The organism is Methyloparacoccus murrellii (assembly GCF_054657115.1).
In genome coordinates this window covers 97,843-120,427 of record NZ_BAAHXD010000001.1, presented here as the reverse complement: position 1 = coordinate 120,427, position 22,585 = coordinate 97,843, and the positions used below count along the sequence as shown (strand labels likewise).

Sequence of the window (22,585 nt, the reverse complement as noted above, 5' to 3'; positions counted from 1 at the left end):
GAAGATGTCCGCAGGGTAACGGCAAATCTCGCGCGCAAGGCTTACCTTGGCCAAGGCAAGCCGGAAGCGGTTTCTCAACATGCTGCCCCTTGCGGGATCGGCTGGCTGTCGCGCTTATCCCCAGCCGTTGCCCTAACGCCATCGACACCTGCCCGCCCCCGCAGACTGACTGACACGTCGAACTTCCAACGGGATGGGCGGCAGCACCGGATCTCAGCGATACGATTTCCCATGCCATCATCATAAAAAGAAGAAGATAAAAATCTTGTTGGTTACTAGCGCCCCCTTTTCCTGTTGATGGAGCGTTTTTTCACACCGAATCAATTGCTTGTGTTGTCATTAGGCTGTGGAAAATGCTTCAACAGCCCGCGACCGGACTGTGGATAAACAGGCTCTCGGAGGGCCACTCCGGACAGCGTCCCGGTTATCCACAGCGTTGGGGAGAAGATTTCCCCGCCATTTCCCGTAGCGCGCGAATGGATCGGGGGCCCTTAGTCCTCGATCAGGTAGGCGCACATCGGTCCCTTTCCCTTGATCTCGATGAAGCCGCGACAGGCAAAGCCGAATTCCGAACGGGCCAGCCGGTAGGTGGCCTCATCCAGCTGGATTCGGCCCGGCAAGCCATGCGATTCCATGCGGCTGGCGGTATTGACGGTGTCGCCCCAGAGGTCATAGATGAACTTGCTCTGGCCGATGATGCCGGCGATGACCGGCCCGGAACTCAGACCGGTTCTGAGTTCCAGGGGCAATCGGGCTTTCTGGCCGATCTCCGCCAGGACGCCGTGCATGTCCCTGGCCATCGAGAGTGCGGCGACCGCGTGCCCGACGATCGGGAAAGGTACGCCGGCGGCGGCCATGTAGGCGTCGCCGATGGTCTTGATCTTCTCCAAGCCATAATGCCCGGCCAGCTCGTCGAAGGCCGAGAAAATTTCATCCAGCAACTGAACCAGCGGTGCAGGAGGCATTTGCGTCGCCAGCCGGGTGAAATTGACCAGATCCGCGAACAGCACCGTCACCGAGTCGAAACTGCTGACAATGCGGGTTTCCCCCTGTTTCAGGCGGCGGGCGATCGGCTCGGGCAGGATGTTCCGCAGCAGCCGCTCGGAACGCGCGCGCTCCTCTTCCAGCTGCTGAAGGTAGATCTGCTCCACATCGCGCAACCGCTTTTTTTCCAGCGTCGCGCTGATGCGGGAGTTGAGTACCGTCGGATTGTAGGGTTTGGCCAAATAGTCCTCGGCGCCGCGCTCGATGCAACGGGCGATGCTTTCCACCTCGTCCAGCGCGGAGATCATGATCACGGGGATGTGCCGGAGACCGGGATCGCCTTTCAGACGGTCAAGCACCGCGTAGCCATCGAGGTCCGGCATCAGCATGTCCAGCAGGATCAGGTCCGGGCGGCAGGCCTGCGCCAGCGACAAGGCCGTCCCGCCGTTGGCGCAATCACTCACCCGATAGCCGAGTTTCTGCAGCCGCCGGGCCAGCAGCTCGCGATTCGCATCGTCATCGTCGGCCAGCAGCAAATGTCCCCTGGCGTCGCCTGTTGCGGGTTCCGCATCGGGCCGCACGATTTCCGCGCCGGCGCCCATGTTTCGCCGGCTGCCGCGCTCGCCGCGATGGCAGCCGGAGCGCTCCCGGTCCAGGAGCGCCGGCGAGCCGAGCAGCTGTTCCTCCATCAAGGCCAGCCACTGGCGGGCAGCGTGGATGATCTTTTCCAGATCGGGAATCAGGCGGGTCTGATCCAGTTCCCTGCATTGCTCGGCCAGCATTTCCCCATAGCCGATGATGTGGTTGACCGGGGTGCGCAGCTCATGGCAAATCCCGTGCACGTCCACCTCGGCGCCGCCCATGCAATCCTCGCCCAGGTAGCGGTTTATCAGCGACATCAGGACGTAGCCGCTGCCGTGAATGCGGTCGAGATCAATCTGAAAAGTCGCACTCAGGTTATCGCCAGCCTCTTCCTTGAGGATTTCCGCATAGCCGATGATGTGATTGATCGGCGTGCGCAACGCATGCCTGACCTTGGCGAGACGGAATGTGCCCGATCCGGCGGATGATGCCTGCGGAGGTATTTTTATATCAGACATTTCTTATTATTTTCGTGCCGCAAAACAACTGCCCGATAGTGAAACGACCTTGACATTGCTTGCCTGATCTGTCAATTCATATACCTCGGTCAGCCGAGCAATTACCCCGCTTCCACATGGCTGGAAACGAGGGGATAGCGAAACAGCCGACAGATTTCGCGCAAGGAATCGCCATGTGGGATTATCGCTGATACCGACATTCCCTCTTCCTGCCCATGGAGGGTCAAAACGTCAGGTGATCGGCCATTGCCAATGCTCTTGGCAAGGCCTGGAGAACAAGAATGAAAATATCTCATCCGGCCGATATCCTCCCGTCGCAAACCGCAAGACTGTTGCGCAATGGACTTTTCTATGGTCTTTCGCCGCTGCTGGCCGCGGCGAGCCTGTTGGCCGCCTGGCCCATGCTGGCCAGAAACCTTCTGGCCAGCGGCTTCGACGGACAATCGTTCATGTCGCATGGCTGGTGTTATCTCTGGGTACCCCAGCTGTGGATCCTCCATGTGAGTACCGATCTGGCCATCGGTTTGTCGTATGTCGCGATCTCCCTGACACTGGTCTACTTGATCTATCGTGCCCGTCACGACATGCCCTTTTCCTGGATTTTTCTGGCTTTCGGTCTGTTCATCATCGCCTGCGGCGCCACCCATTTCATGGAGGTCTGGACCATCTGGCGTCCCAATTACTGGCTGTCCGGCTATATCAAGCTCATCACCGCCACTGTTTCCGTCGCCACCGCCGTCGTGCTGCCCACGCTGGTGCCCAAGGTCTTCGAGCTGATTCATGCCGTGAAACTTTCCCACGAGCAGAAGACCCAGCTGGAGGTTCAGGCCATCCAGCTGGCCGAAGCCCGCGATGCCGCCCTGGAAGCGACGCGGCTCAAGTCCGAGTTCCTGGCCAACATGTCGCACGAGCTGAGAACACCGCTCAACGCCATCATCGGCTACAGCGAAATCCTCGCCGAGGAGGCCGAGGACGGTGGCCGCGAGGCTGATCTGGCCGACCTGCGGAAAATCCGCTCGGCCGGCAAGCATCTGCTGGCGCTGATCAACGATGTGCTCGACCTTTCGAAGATCGAGGCCGGCAAAATGGAAGTGCATCTGGAAACCTTCGCCGTCGAGCCGATGCTGCGGGATGTGGTGTCGACGATCGAACCCCTGATCGCGAAGAACGACAATCGCCTGGAACTGGACATGGCCGGCGATCCCGGCCTGATCCGCGCCGACCTCACCAAGCTTCGTCAGTCCCTGTTCAACCTGCTCAGCAATGCCAGCAAGTTCACCTCCCGCGGGCTGGTCCGCCTGTCGGCCAGACGGGAGCACCGGGCGGATGGCGACTGGCTGAACTTTGCTGTTGCCGATACCGGCATCGGAATTTCGCCGGAGCAGATGAGCAAGCTGTTCCAGGCCTTTTCCCAGGCGGATGCCTCCACCTCCAAGAAATATGGCGGCACGGGTCTGGGTCTGGTGTTGAGTCGCCGCTTTTGCCAGATGATGGGTGGCGACATCATGGTCGGGAGTACTGCCGGCAAGGGGTCATGCTTCACCATCACCTTGCCCTCGGACGGTCGGCCACGGGCGCTCTTGACGCCTGCAAGCGACCGCTCGGCCGGGACCGGCAGTGTCGCGCCATCCCCGCAAGGGCCCACCGTGCTGGTGATCGACGACGACGCGATGGCCCGCGACCTCATGCAGCGTCACCTGGGTCGGCAGGGCCTGTCCGTGGTACAGGCCGCCAGCGGGCCCGAGGGTCTGCAACTGGCGAAAACTCTCAAGCCCGCGGCCATCACCCTGGATGTGCTGATGCCGGAGATGGATGGCTGGGCGGTGTTGACGGCGCTCAAGGCCGATCCCGAACTGAGCGTCATCCCGGTGATCATGGCGACCTTCCTGGATGAGGAGCCGATGGGCTTTGCCCTGGGGGCCACGGACTATCTCACCAAACCCGTCAACCGGGAGCAGCTGGTCAGCCTGTTGAACAGATACGCGCCCGCCCGGCAGGCCGGCCCGATACTGGTCGTCGAGGATCATGACGACCTGCGCGAGCTGATGCGCAGGACCTTGCAGCAGGCGGGCTGGTCGGTCGAGGAGGCGGCCAACGGCCGGGAGGCGCTGGCCCGGCTGGAAACCTCGGTGCCCAGGCTGATCGTCCTGGATCTGATGATGCCGGAAATGGACGGTTTCAGCTTCATCGAGGCCATCCGTCAGAAACCCTCCTGGCAGAGCATCCCGGTCATCGTGGTGACGGCCAAGGACCTGACCGCCGAGGACCGTCAGCGTCTCAATGGTTACGTCCAGTACATTATCCGCAAGGGATCCCGGGTGCGCGACGAGTTGTTGCAGGAGCTGGGCGACAGGATCGCCGCCAGCGTGAAGAAAACCGCCTGAAGGGGAGCGCCATGGCCAAGGTACTGCTGGTTGAAGATAACGAAATGAATCGGGACATGCTGGGCCGGCGGCTGCAGCGCCGGGGATTCGAGCTCGTCATCGCCATCGACGGCGAGGAAGGCCTTGCCAAGGCGGGGTCGGAGCAACCGGACATCATCCTCATGGACATGAGCCTGCCCGGCATCGACGGCTGGGAAGCCACGCGACGGTTGAAAGCCATGCCGGAGATGCGGGCCATTCCGATCATCGCCCTGACCGCCCATGCCATGAGCGGCGACCGGGAAAAGGCCCTTGAAGCCGGCTGCGATGACTATGACACCAAGCCGGTGGAATTTGACCGCTTGCTCGGCAAGATCGAGTCCTTGCTGAAACCCGCCTGAAGGCACGCCGCAAAACCGTCTTGACTCGCCCGGCGTTCCGGCGGTGGTGGCACAATGGATCCGCTACCCTGTTTTCGCGGGCGTGGCCCGCGTTTGCCCGATTTTCCAACCCCGTAAGGTTGCAGGAAAATCGGGACTGGCCGAAAACGAGGGCAGAATGTCCTTGTGCCAGGAACCTTGGTGGCGCGACGATTTCCCCATGGCAATACAGTCAGCCATTTCAGGTATCGAAGCAGGGGAGACCAAGGCCATGGCTTTTTCAAGCCGAATAATATCGGAAATGGCGCCCACGGCCCGGACCATCGGTATTGTCGCCTACGATGGGGTTGAAATCATCGACCTGACCGGACCCATGGAGGTCTTTGCCTTTGCCAATATCGGTTTCATGCGCTCGGGTATTGCCCGGGAGCCGGTTTACCGCTTTCGTGTGCTGTCGCGCAAGGCCAGCCTGATTACTGCCTCCTGCGGTCTTCATATACAGCCGGATGCCGATTATCGAGAATCCATCGATACCCTGATTGTTCCCGGGTCGCCCGATGTCGACAGCATTCTTGCCGACAGACACCTGATCGATTGGGTTGCCGCTCAATATCACGGCGTGCGGCGGCTGGTTTCCATCTGTACCGGTGCCTTTTTGCTGGCCGAAGCCGGACTGCTCGACGGGCGTTGCGCCACCAGTCACTGGGCTTATTGCGACCGCCTGGCCGCCGACTATCCCGCCGTCAAGGTCGAAGCCGATCGCATCTTCCTGCGCGATGGCTCCATCTACACCTCGGGCGGCATCACCTCCGGCATCGACCTGGCCCTGGCGCTGCTGGAAGAGGACTGCGGCCGCGAGGCGGCCTTGCTGGTGGCACGCTACATGGTCGTATTCCTCAGGCGACCCGGCGGCCAGTCCCAGTTCAGCGCCTATCTCGCCAGCGAGGCAACCAACAATGCCGATATCCGTGACCTGCAACTCTGGATCATGGAGCATCCCGGGGAAGACCTGAGCCTCGAGCGACTCGCGGCCCGCGTCGCCATGAGCACCCGTAACTTTTCCAGGGTCTTCACCGCGGAGACCGGCATGACACCGGCCAAGTTTGTGGAAAAGGTGCGTGTCGATGCGGCCCGCCACTACCTGTCCTCCACCGATGAGCGGATCGAGAGGACGGCCGTGCTTGCCGGCTTTGGCGACACCGAACGGATGCGCCGGGCCTTCCTGCGCCATCTCGGCATTACCCCCCAGGATTATCGTGCCCGCTTCGGCCCGCTTGCGGTTCAGCCCATGCCCAGTCTGACACCACGGCATGCGGAAGCGGTGAAGGCCTCGCTCAACCGTTTCACGCACTCCCGTGGGCAAGGTCCCGTCGCCTCCGGCATCCGCCAGGGAGGGAGCTAGCCGGCAGTTCCTGGCGGGAGACCGCGACCGGTGCGTTCCGGCCTTCCCGGGCATGCCTCCATAACATCAAGAAGAATTCGCGAGGTCCGACCATGAAGATTCTCCTGCTTTCCAGTGCCTACAACAGCCTGACCCAGCAGGCGCATGTCGAACTGAAGGCCTTGGGACATGGCGTCGGTGTCGGCATCGCGACGACGGCGGAAACCATGCGCGAGGCGGTCCATCAATTCCAGCCGGAGCTGATCCTCTGTCCGATGCTGGCGCAGATCATCCCGCGCGACATCTGGGAACGGCACACCTGCTTGATCCTCCATCCCGGCATCGTCGGCGATCGCGGGCCCAACGCCCTGGACTGGGCCATTCTCAACGGGGAAACCACCTGGGGCGTGACGGTCGTCCAGGCGGCCGAGCATGTCGATGCCGGTCTCATCTGGGCCAGCGCCGATTTCGCCATGCGGCCCGCCAGCAAGAGCAGCCTGTACCGCGACGAGGTGGCCAAGGCAGCCGTGCAGGCCATGCTGGTGGCGGTACGGCGCTTCGAAAGCCGGCTGTATGTGCCGCGCCCGTTGGACTATGCCCATCGATCGGTACGCGGCCGGTTCCGGCCGGCCGTCGGGCGCGAGGTCCGCCGCATCGACTGGTCGTCGGATTCGGTCGCCCAGATCCTGGGCAAGATCCGATCCGCCGATGGCGCCCCGGGTGTGCTCGACGAGATCGGCGGGCTGCCGGTCTATCTGTATGGCGGGCATGCGGAAGGCACGCTGATCGGGCGTCCCGGCGACATCATCGCCCAGCGCGATGGCGCCATCTGCCGGGCGGCGGTGGATGGCGCCGTGTGGATTTCGCACCTGAAGGCAAGTGGCGAGCGCCCTGACCAGCATTTCAAGCTGCCGGCCGCGCAGGTATTGGGCGAGCGGCTGGCCGGCGTGCCGGAAATCCCGCTGCCGCCCGAAGCCGCTGATCTGGGGGCGACGTTCCGCGACATCTGGTACGAAGAGCGCAACGACGTCGGCTATCTCAACTTTCGTTTCTATAACGGCGCGATGGGAACCGAGCATTGCCGCCGGCTGCAAAAGGCCATGTGGTATGCGCGGCAACGGCCCACCCGGGTGATCGTCCTGCTCGGCGGGCGCGATTTCTGGTCCAACGGCATCCATCTGAACCTCATCGAGGCCGCCGACGATCCTGCCGGCGAATCCTGGGAAAACATCAACGCCATGAACGATTTCGTGCTCAGCGTCCTGACCGCGACCGATCATCTCACCATCGCCGCCCTTTACGGCAGCGCCGGTGCGGGGGGCGTGATGATGGCCCTGGCCGCCGACAGCGTGCTGGCCCGCGAGGGAATCGTGCTCAATCCCCATTACAAGGCCATGGGCGGACTGTATGGTTCCGAGTACTGGACTTACTCGCTGCCAAGGCGGGTGGGGCCGACGCTCGCCGAACAGCTGACAGAGCAGTGCCTGCCGGTCGGTGTCCACCAGGCCCGGGCCATGGGCCTGATCGATGGCATCGTGATCCAGGATGCGCCCGGCGATTTCGCCCAGTTTCGCGACCAGATCGTCCGGGTCGCCGAGCAGCGGGCCCATGGTCCGCAGTTCCGGCAGCGGCTGGCGCAAAAACGGGCCGAGCGCGAGGCGCACGAGCGGGCAAGACCGCTGGCGGACTACCGCGCCGAGGAACTGGAGCACATGCGGCGCAATTTCTGGGGGGAGGACCCCGGCTATCACCTGGCCCGCTCGGCCTTCGTCCGCAAGCAGCCTCGGCCCGGCAATCTGCGCTGCAGCGCGGCACTGGAGGCCGCCTGCGGCAACCCGCAGTGCGAGGAGGCCCATCGTGCGGAGAGGAATCGCTGCGCCCTGGCCGGCTTGAACGGGGTGTCCGCGCGGCAGCCCAGCCCAGCGCCCGGCCAGCCCGCTGCCGGATCATGATCGCCTGCCGGCCAGGCAGGCCTTGCCCGCGAGGCCGTGAATGTTTACCTACCTGATTCTGGAAGCCGGGGCGCTACTGGTCGGCGTGCTGGCCGGCCTGTGGGCCCTCTGGCGGATCGTCGACATGCCGGTTTTGCGGCAGCGACTGCGGAATGCCTGGCTGCCGCTGAGCTTGCTGGGTCTCGCGCTCATGACCGGCCTCTACGCACACAAGACGACATGGCCGCAGCTGGCCATGCCGCCCTGGATGAATTCACTGGGCCCGCATCAGGACCCCCCGTGGCTGCCGTTGGCCAATGTCGGCCAGTTTTTTCGCCATTTCGACGCCTTCGAGGAGGTGGCGGACATCGGCCGTGATCCTGCCGCGGTACCGCCGTCCCTGGATCGGCCGGGTGGCGCCACGGTACGGTTTGAGCTGAACATACGGGAGGTGATCGCCGAGGTCGCCCCGGGCGTGTATGCCAACTTCTGGACCTACGATGGCCAGGTTCCCGGGCCGCTGTTGCGGGTGAAAGTCCACGATACGGTGGAACTGTCGCTGACAAACCACCCGAGCAGCTTGCATCCTCACAGCATCGACCTGCATGCCGTGAGCGGCCCGGGCGGGGGCGGCATGCTGTCCCGGGTCGCCCCCGGCGAAACCCGCCGCTTCCGCTTCAAGGCGCTGAACCCGGGCCTGTACGTCTATCACTGCGCCTCCATGAATGCCGGCCTGCACGAAACGCACGGCCAGTATGGCCTGATACTGGTCGAACCGGAGGCGGGCCTGTCCAGGGTGGACAGAACCTACTACCTGGTCCAGGGCGAGCTGTACGCGGCCGGGGAGACCGGCCAGAAGGGCCTTACCCGCTTTGACAGCCATGCCTTCCTGGACGGCCGCCCGAGCTACGTGACCCTGAACGGACGGGTCGAGAAGGCACCGCGCATGCGGGCCAGAACCGGCGAGCGGATCCGCCTGCTGGTGGGCAATGGCGGCGTCAATCTGGCTTCGGCCTTTCATGTCATCGGGGAAATCTTCGATGTGGTCTACCCGGAGGCCGCCATCGGCTCGGCGCCGCTCAGGAACGTGCAGACCACGGTGGTACCGCCGGGCGGCGCCACGATCGTCGAGTTCACCGTCGATGTACCCGGCACCTACCTTGCCGTCGACCACGCCCTGGCACGCATGAACAAGGGCGCCTGGGCTGCCATCGAGGTCACCGGGCCGCCCCGCCCGGACCTTTTTGCCCCCTGAGTGCGGTACCGGTCCGCCTGCGCTCAGGGCTTTTTCGGCTCGATGCGCTTCAGCAGGGAGAAGAGGTCACTGTTGGTCGAGAGCACCACGGTGGCCTCGTTGCCGATGATCTTGCGATAGGTATCCATGCTCTTCAGGAAGCGGTAGAACTCGGCGGCCTCCGGCTTCTGGGTGTAGGCGCGGGCGTAGATTTCGGTGGCCCTGGCGTCGGCCTCGCCGCGGATTTCCTGCACGCGCTTGTAGGCCGTGGACACGATTTCGTTGATGTCGCGCTCCTTCTGTCCGCTGATGCGGGCGGCTTCACCCTCGCCTTCGGAGCGGAAGCGCTGGGCAATCTGCAGGCGCTCGCTGATCATGCGCTGGTAGATGCGCTCCAGCACCTCGGGATTGTAGTTGAGCCGCTTGATGCGGATGTCCAGCAGCTCGATGCCGAATTCGGCCAGCTTGGGGGCGGCGGCCGCGAAGATGTCCCGCTCCAGCTGCACCCGGCCGTACTGGATCGGCCGCAGCACGCCGAGCGTGCCGACGCCGGTTAGGTTGGCCGCGGCGCCCTCGTCGCGCAACGGCTTGCGTCCCTTCTCGGTGCGCACCACCTCGATCAGTTCGTGGCGGGCCACGGCGGTGCGGGTCTCGCTGCCGAGGATGTCCTCCAGCCGCGATTGGGCGCTGCGCTCGTCGCGCAGGCGCAGGAAGTACTGCATCGCGTTGGTGATCCGCCAGCGGGCGAAGGTATCGACCTGGATGTAGGTCTTGTCCTTGGTCGACATCTCCACCATCGGTCCGTCCCAGGCCAGGTAACGCTTGTCGATGCGGTTGACCTGCTGGACGAAGGGCAGCTTGACATGCAGCCCCGGCTCCGTCACCGGTTCGCCGATCGGCCGGCCGAATTGCGTGATGATGGCCTGCTCGGTCTGCCGGACCGTGTAGAGGCACTGCAGCAGCACCAGTGCCGCCAGCGCGGCGCCGGCGATACCCATGATCCTGGCTTTCATTTTGGCGCTCCGGTCGGGATTTGCGGCAGGGGCAGCATGGGCAGGATCTGCTGCACCGACTCGTCGATGATGATGCCCTGCTTGGCGGCCGGCATCACTTCTCCCAGGGTTTCCAGATAGATGCGGGTGCGGGTGACATCGGGTGCCTTGACGTATTCCTCCAGCACCGCGGTGAAGGCGGCGGCGTCGCCCTCGGCCTCGTTGATGCGCTTGAAGCGGTAGCCCTCGGCATTCCGGATCGCCTGATCCGCCTCGCCTCGCGCCCGCGGCACGGCCTTGTTGTAGTCGCCGTTGGCCAGGTTGATGGCATTCTCGCGATCCTGCTGGGCACGGTTGACCTCGTTGAACGAAGGCTGCACCGGCACCGGTGGATCGACATTCTTCAGCTGCACCTGGTTGACGGTGACGCCCAGATGGTAGCGATTGGCCAGTTCCTTGATCCTGGCGAGCGAGGTGTCCTCGATTTCCTGGCGACCGATGGTGATGATCTCGTCCACGGTGCGATCGCCGATGATTTCCCGCATCACCGATTCGGCCAGATCGCGCAGGGTGAAACCGGGATCGCGCACCTCGAAGAGATAAGTCTCCGGTTCGGTGATGCGGTACTGAACCACCCATTCCACCAGCGCCGCGTTGAGATCCCCGGTCACCATGGAGCGTTCCTTCAGCGGGTCGGCACCGACCTGGTCCGGGTTGGTCAGCGCGTCCGCCGGCCGTTTCATGCCGAATTCCAGTTTCAGCTGCCGCTGTGTCGGTACCTTGATGACCTCGTCGATGCCAAACGGCAGCTTGAGATGCAGCCCGGGCGGCACGTTGTGCACATGCCGGCCGAAGCGCAGCACGACACCGGCGGACTCGGCGGGGACGGTGAAATAGCTGGTGAACAGGCCGGTCAGGGCAAACAGCACCAGGGCAATCGGCACGAACGGGATGGGCTTGTGCGGCGCGGGCAGATGCGCTGCCCAGGGATCAGGCGTGCTCACGGGATTCCTCCACGGTCGGGCGGCAACAGCGCCGGCGGGCAGTGTAACGCGAAGCCGGGAAGGCCGGGAGCCACGCCTGCACAGCGGTTGTCCGGCATGCTAGCGTATGGCGCACCCTCACGCTCCGACGCTTCCGCCATGACGACACCCCTGGTCGAATTCGCCGCCGTCCGCAAGGGCTATGACGGCAAGACGGTTCTGCCGGGGCTGGATCTGGCCATCCGCGAGGGGGAGTTCCTGACCCTGCTGGGGCCTTCCGGTTGCGGCAAGACCACGGCCCTGCGCCTCCTGGCCGGTTTCGAGACGCCCGACGCCGGCGAAATCCGCCTGGATGGTCTGTGCATCGACGCGCTGCCGCCGGAGCGCCGGCCGGTCAACACGGTATTCCAGAGCTACGCCCTGTTTCCGCACATGAACGTGGCCGACAATGTCGGTTTCGGACTGCGCATGCAGGGGGTGCCCGCCGCCGAGCGTCGCCGCCGCGTCGCCGAGGCACAGGCGCTGGTCCGCCTGGAGGGCCTGGAGAGCCGCAGGCCGGGGCAGCTTTCGGGTGGCCAGCAACAGCGGGTGGCGCTGGCCCGCGCACTGGTCAACCACCCCAGGGTGCTGTTGCTGGACGAATCGCTCAGCGCCCTGGACTATCGGTTGCGCAAGGACATGCAGGGCGAGTTGAAGGCCTTGCAGCGGCGGCTGGGACTGACATTCCTGTTCGTCACCCACGATCAGGAGGAGGCCCTGTCGCTGTCCGACCGGGTGGCGGTCATGCGGGCCGGCGTCATCCAGCAGATCGGCACGCCCCGCGACATCTACGAAAACCCCACCAACAGCTTCGTCGCCGGCTTTGTCGGCGAGAGCAACTTTCTCGATGCCCGGGTGCTGCGGCGCCTCTCGGCCGCCTGCATCGAGGTGCTGCTGGAAGGGCATCCGCTCGGCCTGCGTTGCGCCTTGCCGGTCGCCGAGGGCGATACCGTCCGGGTGCTGCTGCGGCCCGAGGATCTGCGCGTGCGTGCCGCGGATACGGCGTCCACGGCGGAACCGCTGCGCGGAGAGATCCTCGACGCCCGCTACCGGGGCGTGACGCTCGATCTCGTCATCCGTCTCGACAGCGGCCAGACACTCACGGCCAGCGCGTTCTTCAATGACGCCATCGCCGGCCCGGACGGCACGCCTGGCCGGCGCGTCGCTGTCGGCTGGACGCCGGGTCGGGAAACCGTGCTCGGGGCATGAGCCGGTTCCGCTTCCCGCGGGCGGAAAGGCGAGCTCCGGCCTTCCCGCCAGCCATCCGGTCACAGGGGCCTCGTTGAGGCAACCCGGTTGCCATCCGGGGTCAGGCCACCAGGCCCTCCGCACGCATGGCCGCCGCGACGGCCGGACGCTCCGCGACGCGCTTGTGAAGAGCCGTCAGGTGCGGCCAGGGGCCGAGATCGATGTGATGGTAGTGGGCCCAGTTGAGGACGGTGAAGAGGTAGGCATCGGCAAGAGTGAAATGCTCGCCGGTCAGATAGGGTTGAGCGCCCATCAGCGCCTCGACATAATCGAAGCGGCGCGACAGGTTGTCCAGCGCGGCCTGGCGGGTTTCGATGGGCGCATTCGGGTTCCAGAGCGGGCCGAACCCCTTGTGCAGTTCGGTGGCGATGAAGGCCAGCCACTCCATCAGGCGGTAGCGCTCCATCGTGCCCGCGGGCGGCGCCAGTTTTGCCTCCGGCTTGTGGTCGGCCAGATACTGCAGGATGACCTGATCCTCGGTGAGCAACTGGCCGTCCATGAACTGCAGGGCCGGCACATAACCCTTGGGATTGATGGCGCGGTAGTCGTCGCCGTGTTCGGTCCGGTGAGTGGCGAGATCGACGCGGACCAGCCCGAAACCGTAGTCCGCTTCCCGCAGGACGATATGGACGGCGAGCGAGCAGGCACCTGGCGTGTAGTAGAGCTTCATGGGTTTCTCCTTCGGATGAGCGATTCACCGACAAGCTATCAGATTTGTCTGACCTTTTGCCTTGGGTTCCCGCTTGCCCGGGCTGTCGGCGCATTCCGGCCCTTGGCCATGTTCCCGGCGCCATGACCCGGCTCCGGCGGGTGCGCTGCTTTTCGCGGGCCGCGAAGGACCCGGCCTCCCGGTTATTGGGTCTGAGACGGTGGTGCGCCCTGTCGGGGCTCCCGCTCTGGCTGTCGATGTTCACCTTGGTGCCGACAGGGCTGGTCGTAACGGTCAGCTTCCTCGGCCGCGACGAGCGGGGCTTCATCCGCTTCGTCCCGACACTGGACAATTACCGGCGTCTGCTTGACCCGACCTATCTCAATGTCTTCATCGATTCGCTGGCCATGGCCATGCTGGCGACGCTCTTGTGTCTGCTGATCGCCTATCCGTTCGCCTGGTCGCTGTCGCGCGTCGGTCGGCGCTGGCGACCGCTGCTGCTGATGCTGGTGATCCTGCCCTTCTGGACCAATTCGCTGGTACGGATCTACGCCATTCGCAGCCTGCTGGCGGCCAAGGGCGCGATGAACGCCCTGCTGGTGGGGCTGGGGCTCGTCAACGAGCCGATCCGGCTGCTCTACAGCGGCTGGGCGGTGAGCCTCGGGCTGGTCTACGTGCTGCTGCCCTTCATGATCCTGCCGCTCTATTCCAGCTTCGAGAAGCTTGACCGGCGCCTGATCGAGGCGGCGGCGGATCTCGGCGCCGGGCGGCTGGCAAGCTTCCGGCATGTCATTGTCCCGCTGACCGCGCCGGGCATGGCCGCCGGCGCCCTGATGGTTTTCCTGCCGGCGCTGGGGCTGTTCTATGTCACCGATGTGCTGGGCGGCGCGCGCAACCTCATGCTGGGCGCCCTGCTGAAGGAGCAGTTCCTGGACGCGCGCGACTGGCCGTTCGGTGCGGCGGCCAGCCTGGTGGTCATCGGGCTGCTATTCCTGTTCCTGGCGCTGTACCGGCTGGCCCGGCAGCGCATGGGCGAGACGGGAATGGCCGATGCCTAGTCTGCGCGGCGCCAGTCTGCTGGGCGTCTTTGTCTTCCTGTACCTGCCGATGCTGGTGCTGATGGCCTATTCCTTCAACACCTCGCCCTACGGGACACATTGGGACAGCCTTGGCGGACAGTGGTATCGCCAGCTCGCGGATGACGCGGATCTGCTCGACGCGACCCGGAATTCGCTGCTGGTGGCGACCGCCGCCGCCACGATGGCCACCGTGATCGGTACGCTGGGCGCCATCGGGCTGCGGCTCTATCGCCTGCCGGGGCGGGTCTTTTTTCAGGGGCTCCTGTATGTCACCCTGATGTCGCCGGAAATCGTCATGGGCGTCTCGCTGCTGGTGCTGTTCATCCTGCTGCGTGTGCCGCTGGGATGGCCGACGCTGCTGCTGGCCCATATCACCTTTGGCCTGCCGTTCGTGGCGGTGACGGTGCTGTCGCGGTTGCAGGATTTCGACCACCAACTGGTGGAGGCGGCCCGCGACCTCGGCGCCGGCGAGTTGCAGGCCATCCAGCGGGTGGTGCTGCCGCTGGCCCTGCCTGCCGTCGCCGCCGGCTGGCTGCTGAGTTTCACGCTGTCGCTGGACGACGTGGTGGTGAGCTTCTTCGTCACCGGCCCGGATTTCGAGGTATTGCCGCTGCGTATCTATTCGATGGTGCGGATGGGCGTGAAACCGGAGGTGAATGCGCTGGCGACCCTGTTGTTCGGGTTCTCGCTGATTCTGGTCAGCCTGTCGCAGAAGCTGCGCGGAAGGCCGGCCTGATGCGGCGCACGGCAATGGCCGCCCTGCTGGTGCTGGCGACCCTGCGGCTGGTGCACGCGGCCGCCGCCGAGGTGCGCTTCTACAACTGGTCCGACTACCTGCCGGCCGCGGTGCTGGAGCGGTTCACGGCGGAAACCGGCATTCGCGTCCGCTACTCGACCTACGACAGCAACGAGGCCATGTACGCCAAGCTCAAGCTGCTGCGGGCGCAAGGCTACGACCTCGTCGTGCCGTCCACCTATTTCATCGACCGCATGCGCCAGGAAGGCCTGCTGCGGCCGCTGGAACGGTCGCGGTTGCCGAATTTCCGCCATCTCGACCCACGCCATCTCGACAAGCCCTTCGATCCCGGCAACCGCTACAGCGTCCCGTATCTCTGGGGCACGACCGGCATCGCCCTCAACACAGCGCGCTACGACCCGGCGCGGGTCAGCGGCTGGGCGGATTTGTGGCGGCCGGAATTCCGCCGTGGCCTGCTGCTCGCCAACGATATGCGCGAGGTGTTCCAGATCGGCCTCAGGGTCCTGGGATATTCCGGCAACAGCACCAATCCCGGCCAGATCCGGCAGGCCTACGAGAAGCTGCGGATGCTGATGCCGAACGTGCGTGTCTTCAATTCCGATGCGCCCCAGGTGCTGTACGTCACCGGCGAGATCGACGCCGGCATGATATGGAACGGCAATGCCTATCGTACCCAGCTGGAGGCGCCGGGCTTTGTCTACCTCTACCCGCGCGAGGGGTGCGGCCTGTGGATGGACAATCTCGCCATCCCGGCCGGGGCCGGCAATCCCGACGGCGCCCACCGTCTGATCGATTTCCTGCTGCGGCCGGACATCGCCCGGCTGATCGCCGAGACGACCCGCTATGCTTCGCCCAATGCCGAGGCGGTGCGCCAGCTGCCGGCCGAGCTGCGGGACAATCCGGTCATGTACCCGACGGACGAGATTCTGGAAAAGGGCGAGTACACCACCGATGTCGGCGAGGCGGTGACGCTTTACACCCATTACTGGGAATGGCTGAAAGCCGGCGAGTGAATCGGGCAGCGGCCCGCGCATTCGGTTTACAATATCAGGCTTCGCGCCCGGCGCATCTCTAAACAGGGGTTGTTGATCCATGACGAAAAACTTTCTGATGGCGGCTGCGCTGGTGGGTGGCGGCCTGTTTGCCTCGACCGGCATGGCGGAATTCCAGCGCGGCTATGTTTCCATGATGGGTTCCTCGACCGTGGTACCCTTCGTCAAGGCTGCCGCCGATCATCTCAAGGGCAAGGCGCCGCTGGTCCAGGCGTCCGGGACCGGAGGCGGCATCAAGCTGTTCTGCGAGGGTACCGGACCCGAGTCGCCCGATATCGCCATCGCCTCCCGCGCCATGAAGACCAAGGAGCGCGACGAGTGCCGGCGCAATGGCGTCGGTGACGTGCTGGAACTGAAGATCGGCTATGACGCCGTCATTCTGGCGCAATCCAGGAAAGCCGAACCCTGGTCGCTGACCAACGTGGAAGCGCGGAAGGCCTTCGCCAAATGGCTGGCCGAGCGCGACGGTCCCATGGCGCTCAACCCCAACAAGACCTGGAAGGACGTGAAGGCCTCGTTGCCGGCCATGCCCATCGAGCTGCTCGGCCCGCCCAACACCTCCGCCACGCACGACGCCTTCATCGACCTGATTTCCGACCTCGAATGCAAGGGCTCGCCCTGGGTGCCCGCCGGCGCGCGCGAACCCACCGCCGACATGCTGCGCAAATGCCGCAGCGTGCGGGAGGACGGCATCTACAGGGAAGGCCGCGAGAACGACCAGACCCAGATCGACCTGATCGCCGATTCCGCCAGCCCCAAGCTGGGTGTGTTCGGCTACAAGATGGTGACCGATCACGCCGGCAAGATCCGGGCGATACCCATCAATGGTGTCGAACCCACCTACGAGAACATTTCCTCCGGTACCTACCTGGGTACCCGGCCGCTCTATCTCTACATCAAGTCCAACAACATCGGCCGCACGCCGGGATTGAAGGAGTTCCTGGCGGAGATTTCCAGCGAAGAGGCCTGGGGTGAGAAGGGTTACCTGCGGGCAGCCGGTCTCGTTACCATGCCGGCCTCCGAACGCGCCAGCTACGTGGCCAAGCTGAAGGAATATGGCGTCTCCGCAGCCGCTGCCAAGGAAGCCGCCCCGGCCAAGAAGGATAAGGCCAAGGGCAAGACGACGAAAGGCAAGGAAAAAGAGAAAGCATCGGCCAAGAAAACCGACGGCAAGAACTGACCACCCGCCGGCGCTTTGCCCCGCTCTTTCCCGGCGAAGCGCCCCTCCGAAGCCGGCCAGCTAGCGGGCTGCGCGCCATGCTGGCCGGCTTCGGCCTCTCCGAGGGACAGATGGACCAGCCCGATCCCCGCGATATCCAGCGCTTTCTTGCCGAGGACATCGGCACCGGCGACCTCACCGCCCTGATCCTGCCCGAAGCGGCGCTGGCTACCGCCAGCGTCGTCACCCGCGAATCCATGGTGCTGTGCGGCCAGGCCTGGTTCGCGGCCGTGTTCGCCCATATCGAACCCGCGATCCGCTTGCAGTGGCTGGCAGAGGAGGGAGCCGAGGTGGCCGCTGATACCGTGCTGTGCCGGCTGACCGGACCGGCGCGTGGCCTGATGACGGGCGAACGCACCGCCCTCAACCTGCTGCAAACCCTGTCGGCCACCGCCACCCTGGCCCGGCGCTACGCCAGGGCGGTCGCCGGAACCCGAACCCGGGTGCTGGATACCCGCAAGACGTTGCCCGGCCTGCGGCTGGCACAGAAGTACGCGGTGCGTTGCGGCGGCTGTCACAATCACCGCATCGGCCTGTATGACGGCATCCTCATCAAGGAGAACCACATCTTCGCTACCGGTTCGATCACCCGCGCCGTGCGGGCGGCGCAGGCATTGCAGGCCGGTGTCATGATCGAGGTGGAAGTGGAAAACCTCGCCGAATTGCAGGAAGCTCTCGAGGCCGGCGCCGGGCGGATACTGCTGGACAATTTCAGCCTGCCCACGCTGCGTGAGGCTGTCACCCTTGCGGGCGGGCGGGCCGAGCTGGAGGTATCCGGCAACGTCAGCCTGGACAGCCTGCCGGCGATCGCCGCAACCGGTGTCGATTACGTTTCGGTTGGCGCCCTGACCAAGCACGTCAGGGCGGTCGATCTGTCCATGCGGGTCGACATCGACGCCTGAACCGGCGCTGGGGGTATCCGGTCCGGCGTCAGTCGATACGGCGCACGCCGTCGGCGCCACCCACCAGGATAATGTCCGCCGGGCGCATGGCGAAAATGCCGCAGGTGATGACACCCGGGATGTTGTTGATGAGCTGCTCCAGCTCGACAGGGTTGACGATGGAGAGATTCCAGACGTCGAGAATCTGGCCGCCGTTGTCGGTGACACAGTTTTCACGCCAGACCGGCTGACCGCCGAGCTTGACCATCTCCCGCGCCACATAGCTGCGGGCCATGGGAATGACCTCCACCGGCAACGGGAACTTGCCGAGCACGTCCACGCACTTGCTATCGTCGGCGATGCAGATGAACTTGCGGCTGGCCCCGGCGATAATCTTCTCGCGGGTCAGCGCCGCCCCGCCGCCCTTGATCAGCTGCTTGTGCGGGTTGATCTCGTCGGCGCCATCGACGTAGACGTCCAGGGTGCCGACATCGTTGAGTTCCAGAACCGGGATACCGAGCTTCCTGAGCTGCTCGGTGCTGGCATTGGAACTGGAAACGGTGCCCTCGATGTCCTGCCGGATGTCCGCCAGGCAGTCGATGAACAGTCGCGTGGTGGAGCCGGTGCCGATACCAAGGATCGAGTAGCCCTTCACATATTCGAGCGCGGCTTCGGCAACCTTCTGCTTGAGTTCGTCTTGCGTCATGGGTGATTTCCCTGCTGGGTCGGTCGTGGTAAAAACGCGGGATGATAACGTGACGCCGGCTGCCCCGCCACGCCATGTGGCCGACGGCCTTTCGCTGACCATCCTCGATCCCGGCCCATTCCCATGATCCTTACCCGCACTGTCGAGCGCATCCTCAGGGCGCGCGTCTACGACGTCGCCATCGAAAGCCCGTTGGATTATGCCGCCGGTCTCAGCCGCGGTCTGGACAACTCCCTGTACATCAAGCGCGAGGATCTGCAACCGGTCTTTTCCTTCAAGCTGCGCGGCGCCTACAACAAGATGGCCAGCCTCGATGCCTTGGCGCGGCGCGCGGGTGTCATCGCCGCATCGGCCGGAAACCATGCCCAGGGCGTGGCCCTGGCGGCGCGCAAGCTGGGCCTGCGCGCCCTCATCGTCATGCCCTGCACCACGCCGGCGATCAAGATCAACGCGGTCCGCAACCTCGGTGCCGAGACCGTGCTGCATGGGGATGCCTACGACGAAGCCTGCGAACACGCCCTGGCGCTGGCCGAGGCTCAGCAGCTGACCTTCATTCATCCCTACGACGACCCCGAGGTAATCGCCGGCCAGGGCACCATCGGCATGGAAATCCTGCGCCAGCATCACGACGACATCCATGCCATCTTCGTTCCCGTGGGCGGTGGCGGCCTGATCGCCGGCATTGCCGCCTATGTGAAGTTCGTGCGGCCGGAGATCCGCATCATCGGCGTCGAGCCCGACGATGCCGACTGCCTCAACCGGGCCATGAAGGCCAGCCGGCGAGTGACCCTGAAGCAGGTGGGGCTGTTCGCCGACGGCGTCGCCGTCAGACAGGTCGGCAAGGAAACCTTCCACATCGCCCACGCCTATGTCGACGAGGTCGTCACGGTCAGCACCGACGAAATCTGCGCGGCGATCAAGGATATCTTCGACGACACCCGCTCGGTCGCCGAACCGGCGGGCGCCCTGGGTGTCGCCGGCGCCCGCCGCTACGTGGAGCGGACCGGTATCCGCGGGCAAACCCTGGTGGCGATCGAGAGTGGCGCCAACATCAATTTCGACCGGCTCCGCCACGTGGCGGAGCGCGCCCAGATCGGCGAGCGGCGCGAACAGCTGATGGCGGTCACGATTCCGGAACGGCCCGGCAGTTTCCTGCGCTTCTGCCAGACGCTGGGCCGGCGGGCCATCACCGAATTCAACTACCGCTATTTCGACGATGGCGACGCGCAGATCTTCGTCGGCGTGCACAGCGGTGGCCGCGATGATGCCGCCCTGATCGGGACGCTGGCGGCTCAGGGCTATGCGGTGGTCGACATGTCGCGCAACGAGCTGGCCCTGGAACACATGCGCTACATGGTCGGTGGCCATGCGCCCAGGCTGCTGGACGAAGTGGTCTACAGCTTCGAGTTCCCGGAGCGACCGGGGGCCTTGCTGTCGTTCCTCTCGCGGCTGAGCGGTCGCTGGAACATCACGCTGTTCCACTACCGCAATCACGGCGCGGCCTACGGGCGGGTTCTGATGGGCATCCAGGTGCCCAGGGCCGAGCGCAGGGAATTCCGGGCCTCGTTGGACGAGATCGGCTTTGCCTACCGGGAGGAGACACTGAATCCTGCCTATCGGCTGTTCGCCGGCGGCAGCGAGACGCCGGTCCGACGGCCGCGCAAGGGGCTCTGAATCAGGCGGCCAGCTTGAGGGTGGCCACGCCGCAGATGATCAGCAGCACGCCAAGGTAGCGGCCCAGACTGGCCGGGTCGCCGAAGAACCAGACGCCCACCAGAAAGGTGCCGGCCGCACCGATGCCGGTCCAGACGGCATAGGCCGTGCCGATGGTGATGTCCCGCTGCGCCAGCCACAGCAGGCCGCCGCTGCAGGCCATGCAGAGGATGGCAATGACGATACCCAGCCAGCGCTGGCCGGAAACCTGGGCCAGCTTCAGGCCGACCGGCCAGCCGATCTCGAACAGGCCCGCGCCCACCAGGTAAAGCCAGCTCATTCCAGTCCCAGGATGAAATGCCATTGCGCCTCGCTGACCGGCATCACCGACAGGCGGTTGCCCCGCCGCACCAGCGCCAGACCGTCCAGTTCGGGCCTTGTCTTCAGCTCGGCCAGGGTGATGGTTCGCCTCAGCTTGCGCACGAACTCTACATCCACCATGTACCAGGTCGGCTGTTCGGGACGACTCCTGGGATCGTAGTGCTTGTTCCCGGGATCGAAGGCGGTCGGGTCGGGATAGGCCTCCCGTGCCACCCGGGCGATACCGACGATGCCCGGCTCGTCGCAGTTCGAGTGGTAGAAAAACAGGGCGTCGCCGACCCGCATCTCGTCCCGCATCAGATTGCGGGCCTGGTAGTTGCGAACGCCGTCCCAATGTTCGCTCCGGTCCGGGCGACGGGCCAGATCGTCGATGCCGAACTCGCCGGGTTCGGACTTGAACAGCCAGTATCGCAGCTTGACCTCCTTGCAGTTCCCTGGTGCCGACAGGCCAGTCTCTACTGGCATTTTCCCTGGAGTTCCACTCGCCAGTCATCGGAGCGGTTGCCCATGTCGTAGATGGGTTGCCTGCCGACCATGCCGGCGACATTGATCGCCGTCTTGACGGTAGGGTCGATGCCCTGATAACGCGATTGTCTCGACAGCACGGCAAAGGCTTTGCCGGTCGGTTTGCAATGCGCTATGCCCTTGTCCAGGGCCGCCTCCAGCGCTTCGTCCTCATCGTAGCCGTTGCCGACGATGGCAACCGTGCCGTCGGCGTTGGGCACCAGCGAGGCGCTCACACAGGCTTGCAGGGCCGTGCAGATGGCCACCGCCCACATGCTAACCCTGCTGTCGCGAAAGTTCATGCGCCGTTTTCCCGGGGTCGTTGTCGTGAGAATGCCGCGACCCATCCTCGACCCAAAAGGCTGATGGATATGACGAGGCAGCAAGCCGGCTGTCGAAAATCCCTCAGCGCGGGTTGCGATGACCTGAAGTCCACGGGATTGGCGGATACCCTGCACAGGGAGTTGCAAAGTGCTATCCGCTGGCGTTGCGCCGGTCTGATCGATTCTGGACACGATGCTGATTGGCCGGCAGATCGCGTCGATGAGGTATTCCCCGCCTGCGCCGTAACCCGCTTTCGCCCTTGAACCAGAGGTTCAGGTGGGATCGGTGAATGGCGAATCAGGCTTCCCGCACGGAGCGGACTTGCACACATCGCCGGTTCGGGCGTTCCCGGGGTTTTGGATTAGGCTCAAGAAGTAACCCAGCAGGCTTCGAACGCCGCAGGGAATACATCGGTGTCATTTTACCGGCTTGCGGGCCCCGCGCAAACGTCCCGCACCGACATGAGGCGCGCGCGCCTCAGACCAGTCGGCGCTGGCGTTCCTGCAGCAGTTCGTGGGTGATGTTGAGGGCGGCCATCACCGCGATGCGCTCGGTACCGATGATGCGGCCGTTGTCGCGTATCTCGCGCATCTTCTCGTCGAGATATCGGGCAGCGATCAGAAGCTCATGCTGTTCATCCGCCGGGCAGGAGACGGGGTACTCCTTGCCGAGAATGTGGACCTTGATGGGGGGGGATGGTTCGCTCATGGGCTTGCTGGAAGATGAAAACTTGGGTGGCGTGAAG

21 protein-coding genes and 1 other RNA gene are annotated in these 22,585 nt (G+C 64.6%); 12 read left to right on the top strand and 10 right to left on the bottom strand.

Annotated elements, in window-relative coordinates; all coding sequences use genetic code 11:
• Positions 1-491 precede the first annotated feature (491 nt).
• Positions 492-2,084: an adenylate/guanylate cyclase domain-containing protein gene (locus tag ACYQ1H_RS00565; RefSeq protein ID WP_460026172.1), complete on the bottom strand. Its 1,593-nt coding sequence runs from the start codon at positions 2,082-2,084 to the stop codon at positions 492-494.
• A gap of 281 nt (positions 2,085-2,365) precedes the next feature.
• On the opposite strand from ACYQ1H_RS00565, the gene ACYQ1H_RS00560 reads away from it, so the two are divergent.
• From ACYQ1H_RS00560 to ACYQ1H_RS00540, 5 genes are all read left to right on the top strand, one after another.
• Complete coding sequence (locus tag ACYQ1H_RS00560; protein ID WP_460026171.1) at positions 2,366-4,468, top strand: response regulator; 2,103 nt, start codon at positions 2,366-2,368, stop codon at positions 4,466-4,468.
• A gap of 11 nt (positions 4,469-4,479) precedes the next feature.
• Positions 4,480-4,848, top strand: coding sequence for a response regulator (locus ACYQ1H_RS00555; protein WP_460026170.1), 369 nt, complete (start codon positions 4,480-4,482; stop codon positions 4,846-4,848).
• Positions 4,849-5,098: 250 nt separating this feature from the next.
• Positions 5,099-6,229 carry a GlxA family transcriptional regulator gene (locus ACYQ1H_RS00550; RefSeq protein ID WP_460026169.1) on the top strand — a complete coding sequence of 377 codons (1,131 nt, stop codon included), beginning with the start codon at positions 5,099-5,101 and terminating at the stop codon, positions 6,227-6,229.
• A 92-nt stretch (positions 6,230-6,321) separates the two neighbouring features.
• Positions 6,322-8,160, top strand: coding sequence for a hydrogenase maturation protein (locus tag ACYQ1H_RS00545; protein WP_460026168.1), 1,839 nt, complete (start codon positions 6,322-6,324; stop codon positions 8,158-8,160).
• Positions 8,161-8,200: 40 nt separating this feature from the next.
• Positions 8,201-9,394: a multicopper oxidase domain-containing protein gene (locus ACYQ1H_RS00540; protein WP_460026167.1), complete on the top strand. Its 1,194-nt coding sequence runs from the start codon at positions 8,201-8,203 to the stop codon at positions 9,392-9,394.
• A gap of 23 nt (positions 9,395-9,417) precedes the next feature.
• On the opposite strand, the gene hflC is transcribed toward ACYQ1H_RS00540, so the two are convergent.
• Positions 9,418-10,386, bottom strand: coding sequence for a protease modulator HflC (gene hflC, locus ACYQ1H_RS00535; protein WP_460026166.1), 969 nt, complete (start codon positions 10,384-10,386; stop codon positions 9,418-9,420).
• Positions 10,383-11,369 carry an FtsH protease activity modulator HflK gene (gene hflK / locus ACYQ1H_RS00530; RefSeq protein WP_460026165.1) on the bottom strand — a complete coding sequence of 329 codons (987 nt, stop codon included), beginning with the start codon at positions 11,367-11,369 and terminating at the stop codon, positions 10,383-10,385. The genes hflC and hflK overlap by 4 nt, the downstream gene beginning before the upstream one ends.
• Before the next feature lie 138 nt (positions 11,370-11,507).
• Here hflK and potA point away from each other — a divergent pair, with 138 nt between their 5' ends.
• On the top strand, positions 11,508-12,596 hold the full coding sequence (gene potA, locus ACYQ1H_RS00525; protein WP_460026164.1) for a spermidine/putrescine ABC transporter ATP-binding protein PotA: 1,089 nt from the start codon (positions 11,508-11,510) through the stop codon (positions 12,594-12,596).
• Positions 12,597-12,696: 100 nt separating this feature from the next.
• Here the strand turns inward: potA and gstA are convergent, their stop codons facing one another.
• The gene (gstA, locus tag ACYQ1H_RS00520; protein WP_460026163.1) at positions 12,697-13,305 is read right to left on the bottom strand and encodes a glutathione transferase GstA; all 609 of its coding nucleotides are present in this window, start codon (positions 13,303-13,305) and stop codon (positions 12,697-12,699) included.
• 185 nt (positions 13,306-13,490) lie between these two features.
• Here gstA and ACYQ1H_RS00515 point away from each other — a divergent pair, with 185 nt between their 5' ends.
• From ACYQ1H_RS00515 to nadC, 5 genes are all read left to right on the top strand, one after another.
• Positions 13,491-14,342, top strand: a complete 852-nt coding sequence (locus ACYQ1H_RS00515) for an ABC transporter permease subunit (protein WP_460026162.1) — start codon at positions 13,491-13,493, stop codon at positions 14,340-14,342.
• On the top strand, positions 14,335-15,099 hold the full coding sequence (gene potC / locus ACYQ1H_RS00510) for a spermidine/putrescine ABC transporter permease PotC (RefSeq protein WP_460026161.1): 765 nt from the start codon (positions 14,335-14,337) through the stop codon (positions 15,097-15,099). The genes ACYQ1H_RS00515 and potC overlap by 8 nt, the downstream gene beginning before the upstream one ends.
• Positions 15,099-16,133 carry an extracellular solute-binding protein gene (locus tag ACYQ1H_RS00505; RefSeq protein ID WP_460026160.1) on the top strand — a complete coding sequence of 345 codons (1,035 nt, stop codon included), beginning with the start codon at positions 15,099-15,101 and terminating at the stop codon, positions 16,131-16,133. The genes potC and ACYQ1H_RS00505 overlap by 1 nt, the downstream gene beginning before the upstream one ends.
• A gap of 79 nt (positions 16,134-16,212) precedes the next feature.
• A complete protein-coding gene (locus ACYQ1H_RS00500) occupies positions 16,213-17,352 on the top strand; it encodes a substrate-binding domain-containing protein (RefSeq protein ID WP_460026159.1) in 1,140 nt (379 codons plus the stop codon).
• Between the two features lie 77 nt (positions 17,353-17,429).
• On the top strand, positions 17,430-18,293 hold the full coding sequence (gene nadC, locus ACYQ1H_RS00495; RefSeq protein ID WP_460026158.1) for a carboxylating nicotinate-nucleotide diphosphorylase: 864 nt from the start codon (positions 17,430-17,432) through the stop codon (positions 18,291-18,293).
• A 28-nt stretch (positions 18,294-18,321) separates the two neighbouring features.
• Here nadC and rpiA read toward each other — a convergent pair whose 3' ends face one another.
• Positions 18,322-18,978, bottom strand: a complete 657-nt coding sequence (gene rpiA / locus ACYQ1H_RS00490) for a ribose-5-phosphate isomerase RpiA (RefSeq protein WP_460026157.1) — start codon at positions 18,976-18,978, stop codon at positions 18,322-18,324.
• Positions 18,979-19,101: 123 nt separating this feature from the next.
• On the opposite strand from rpiA, the gene ilvA reads away from it, so the two are divergent.
• Positions 19,102-20,652 carry a threonine ammonia-lyase, biosynthetic gene (gene ilvA, locus ACYQ1H_RS00485; RefSeq protein WP_460026156.1) on the top strand — a complete coding sequence of 517 codons (1,551 nt, stop codon included), beginning with the start codon at positions 19,102-19,104 and terminating at the stop codon, positions 20,650-20,652.
• Position 20,653: 1 nt separating this feature from the next.
• Here ilvA and ACYQ1H_RS00480 read toward each other — a convergent pair whose 3' ends face one another.
• The 5 genes from ACYQ1H_RS00480 to ACYQ1H_RS00460 all read right to left on the bottom strand — a co-directional run bounded on the left by ACYQ1H_RS00480 (position 20,654) and on the right by ACYQ1H_RS00460 (position 22,548).
• Positions 20,654-20,971, bottom strand: a complete 318-nt coding sequence (locus ACYQ1H_RS00480; RefSeq protein WP_460026155.1) for a DMT family transporter — start codon at positions 20,969-20,971, stop codon at positions 20,654-20,656.
• Positions 20,968-21,426, bottom strand: coding sequence for an EVE domain-containing protein (locus ACYQ1H_RS00475; protein ID WP_460026175.1), 459 nt, complete (start codon positions 21,424-21,426; stop codon positions 20,968-20,970). Before ACYQ1H_RS00475 ends, ACYQ1H_RS00480 begins: the two co-directional genes overlap by 4 nt.
• A gap of 41 nt (positions 21,427-21,467) precedes the next feature.
• Entirely contained in the window at positions 21,468-21,818 is a 351-nt protein-coding gene (locus ACYQ1H_RS00470; RefSeq protein ID WP_460026154.1) for a hypothetical protein, read from the bottom strand.
• A gap of 246 nt (positions 21,819-22,064) precedes the next feature.
• Positions 22,065-22,248: non-coding RNA, 6S RNA (gene ssrS / locus ACYQ1H_RS00465), on the bottom strand.
• A gap of 69 nt (positions 22,249-22,317) precedes the next feature.
• Entirely contained in the window at positions 22,318-22,548 is a 231-nt protein-coding gene (locus ACYQ1H_RS00460) for a cell division protein ZapA (RefSeq protein ID WP_460026153.1), read from the bottom strand.
• Positions 22,549-22,585: the final 37 nt, after the last annotated feature.

Bases quoted from the DNA above. Each gene is read 5' to 3' on its own strand.
- ACYQ1H_RS00500 (WP_460026159.1), top strand. From the start codon at position 16,213: ATGACGAAAAACTTTCTGATGGCGGCTGCGCTGGTGGGTGGCGGCCTG.
- ACYQ1H_RS00480 (WP_460026155.1), bottom strand. From the start codon at position 20,971: ATGAGCTGGCTTTACCTGGTGGGCGCGGGCCTGTTCGAGATCGGCTGG.
- ACYQ1H_RS00545 (WP_460026168.1), top strand. From the start codon at position 6,322: ATGAAGATTCTCCTGCTTTCCAGTGCCTACAACAGCCTGACCCAGCAG.
- hflC (WP_460026166.1), bottom strand. From the start codon at position 10,386: ATGAAAGCCAGGATCATGGGTATCGCCGGCGCCGCGCTGGCGGCACTG.
- ACYQ1H_RS00560 (WP_460026171.1), top strand. From the start codon at position 2,366: ATGAAAATATCTCATCCGGCCGATATCCTCCCGTCGCAAACCGCAAGA.
- gstA (WP_460026163.1), bottom strand. From the start codon at position 13,305: ATGAAGCTCTACTACACGCCAGGTGCCTGCTCGCTCGCCGTCCATATC.
- ACYQ1H_RS00555 (WP_460026170.1), top strand. From the start codon at position 4,480: ATGGCCAAGGTACTGCTGGTTGAAGATAACGAAATGAATCGGGACATG.
- ACYQ1H_RS00565 (WP_460026172.1), bottom strand. From the start codon at position 2,084: ATGTCTGATATAAAAATACCTCCGCAGGCATCATCCGCCGGATCGGGC.
- ACYQ1H_RS00470 (WP_460026154.1), bottom strand. From the start codon at position 21,818: ATGAACTTTCGCGACAGCAGGGTTAGCATGTGGGCGGTGGCCATCTGC.
- ACYQ1H_RS00460 (WP_460026153.1), bottom strand. From the start codon at position 22,548: ATGAGCGAACCATCCCCCCCCATCAAGGTCCACATTCTCGGCAAGGAG.
- rpiA (WP_460026157.1), bottom strand. From the start codon at position 18,978: ATGACGCAAGACGAACTCAAGCAGAAGGTTGCCGAAGCCGCGCTCGAA.
- potA (WP_460026164.1), top strand. From the start codon at position 11,508: ATGACGACACCCCTGGTCGAATTCGCCGCCGTCCGCAAGGGCTATGAC.
- nadC (WP_460026158.1), top strand. From the start codon at position 17,430: ATGCTGGCCGGCTTCGGCCTCTCCGAGGGACAGATGGACCAGCCCGAT.
- ACYQ1H_RS00550 (WP_460026169.1), top strand. From the start codon at position 5,099: ATGGCTTTTTCAAGCCGAATAATATCGGAAATGGCGCCCACGGCCCGG.
- potC (WP_460026161.1), top strand. From the start codon at position 14,335: ATGCCTAGTCTGCGCGGCGCCAGTCTGCTGGGCGTCTTTGTCTTCCTG.
- ilvA (WP_460026156.1), top strand. From the start codon at position 19,102: ATGATCCTTACCCGCACTGTCGAGCGCATCCTCAGGGCGCGCGTCTAC.
- ACYQ1H_RS00505 (WP_460026160.1), top strand. From the start codon at position 15,099: ATGCGGCGCACGGCAATGGCCGCCCTGCTGGTGCTGGCGACCCTGCGG.
- ACYQ1H_RS00540 (WP_460026167.1), top strand. From the start codon at position 8,201: ATGTTTACCTACCTGATTCTGGAAGCCGGGGCGCTACTGGTCGGCGTG.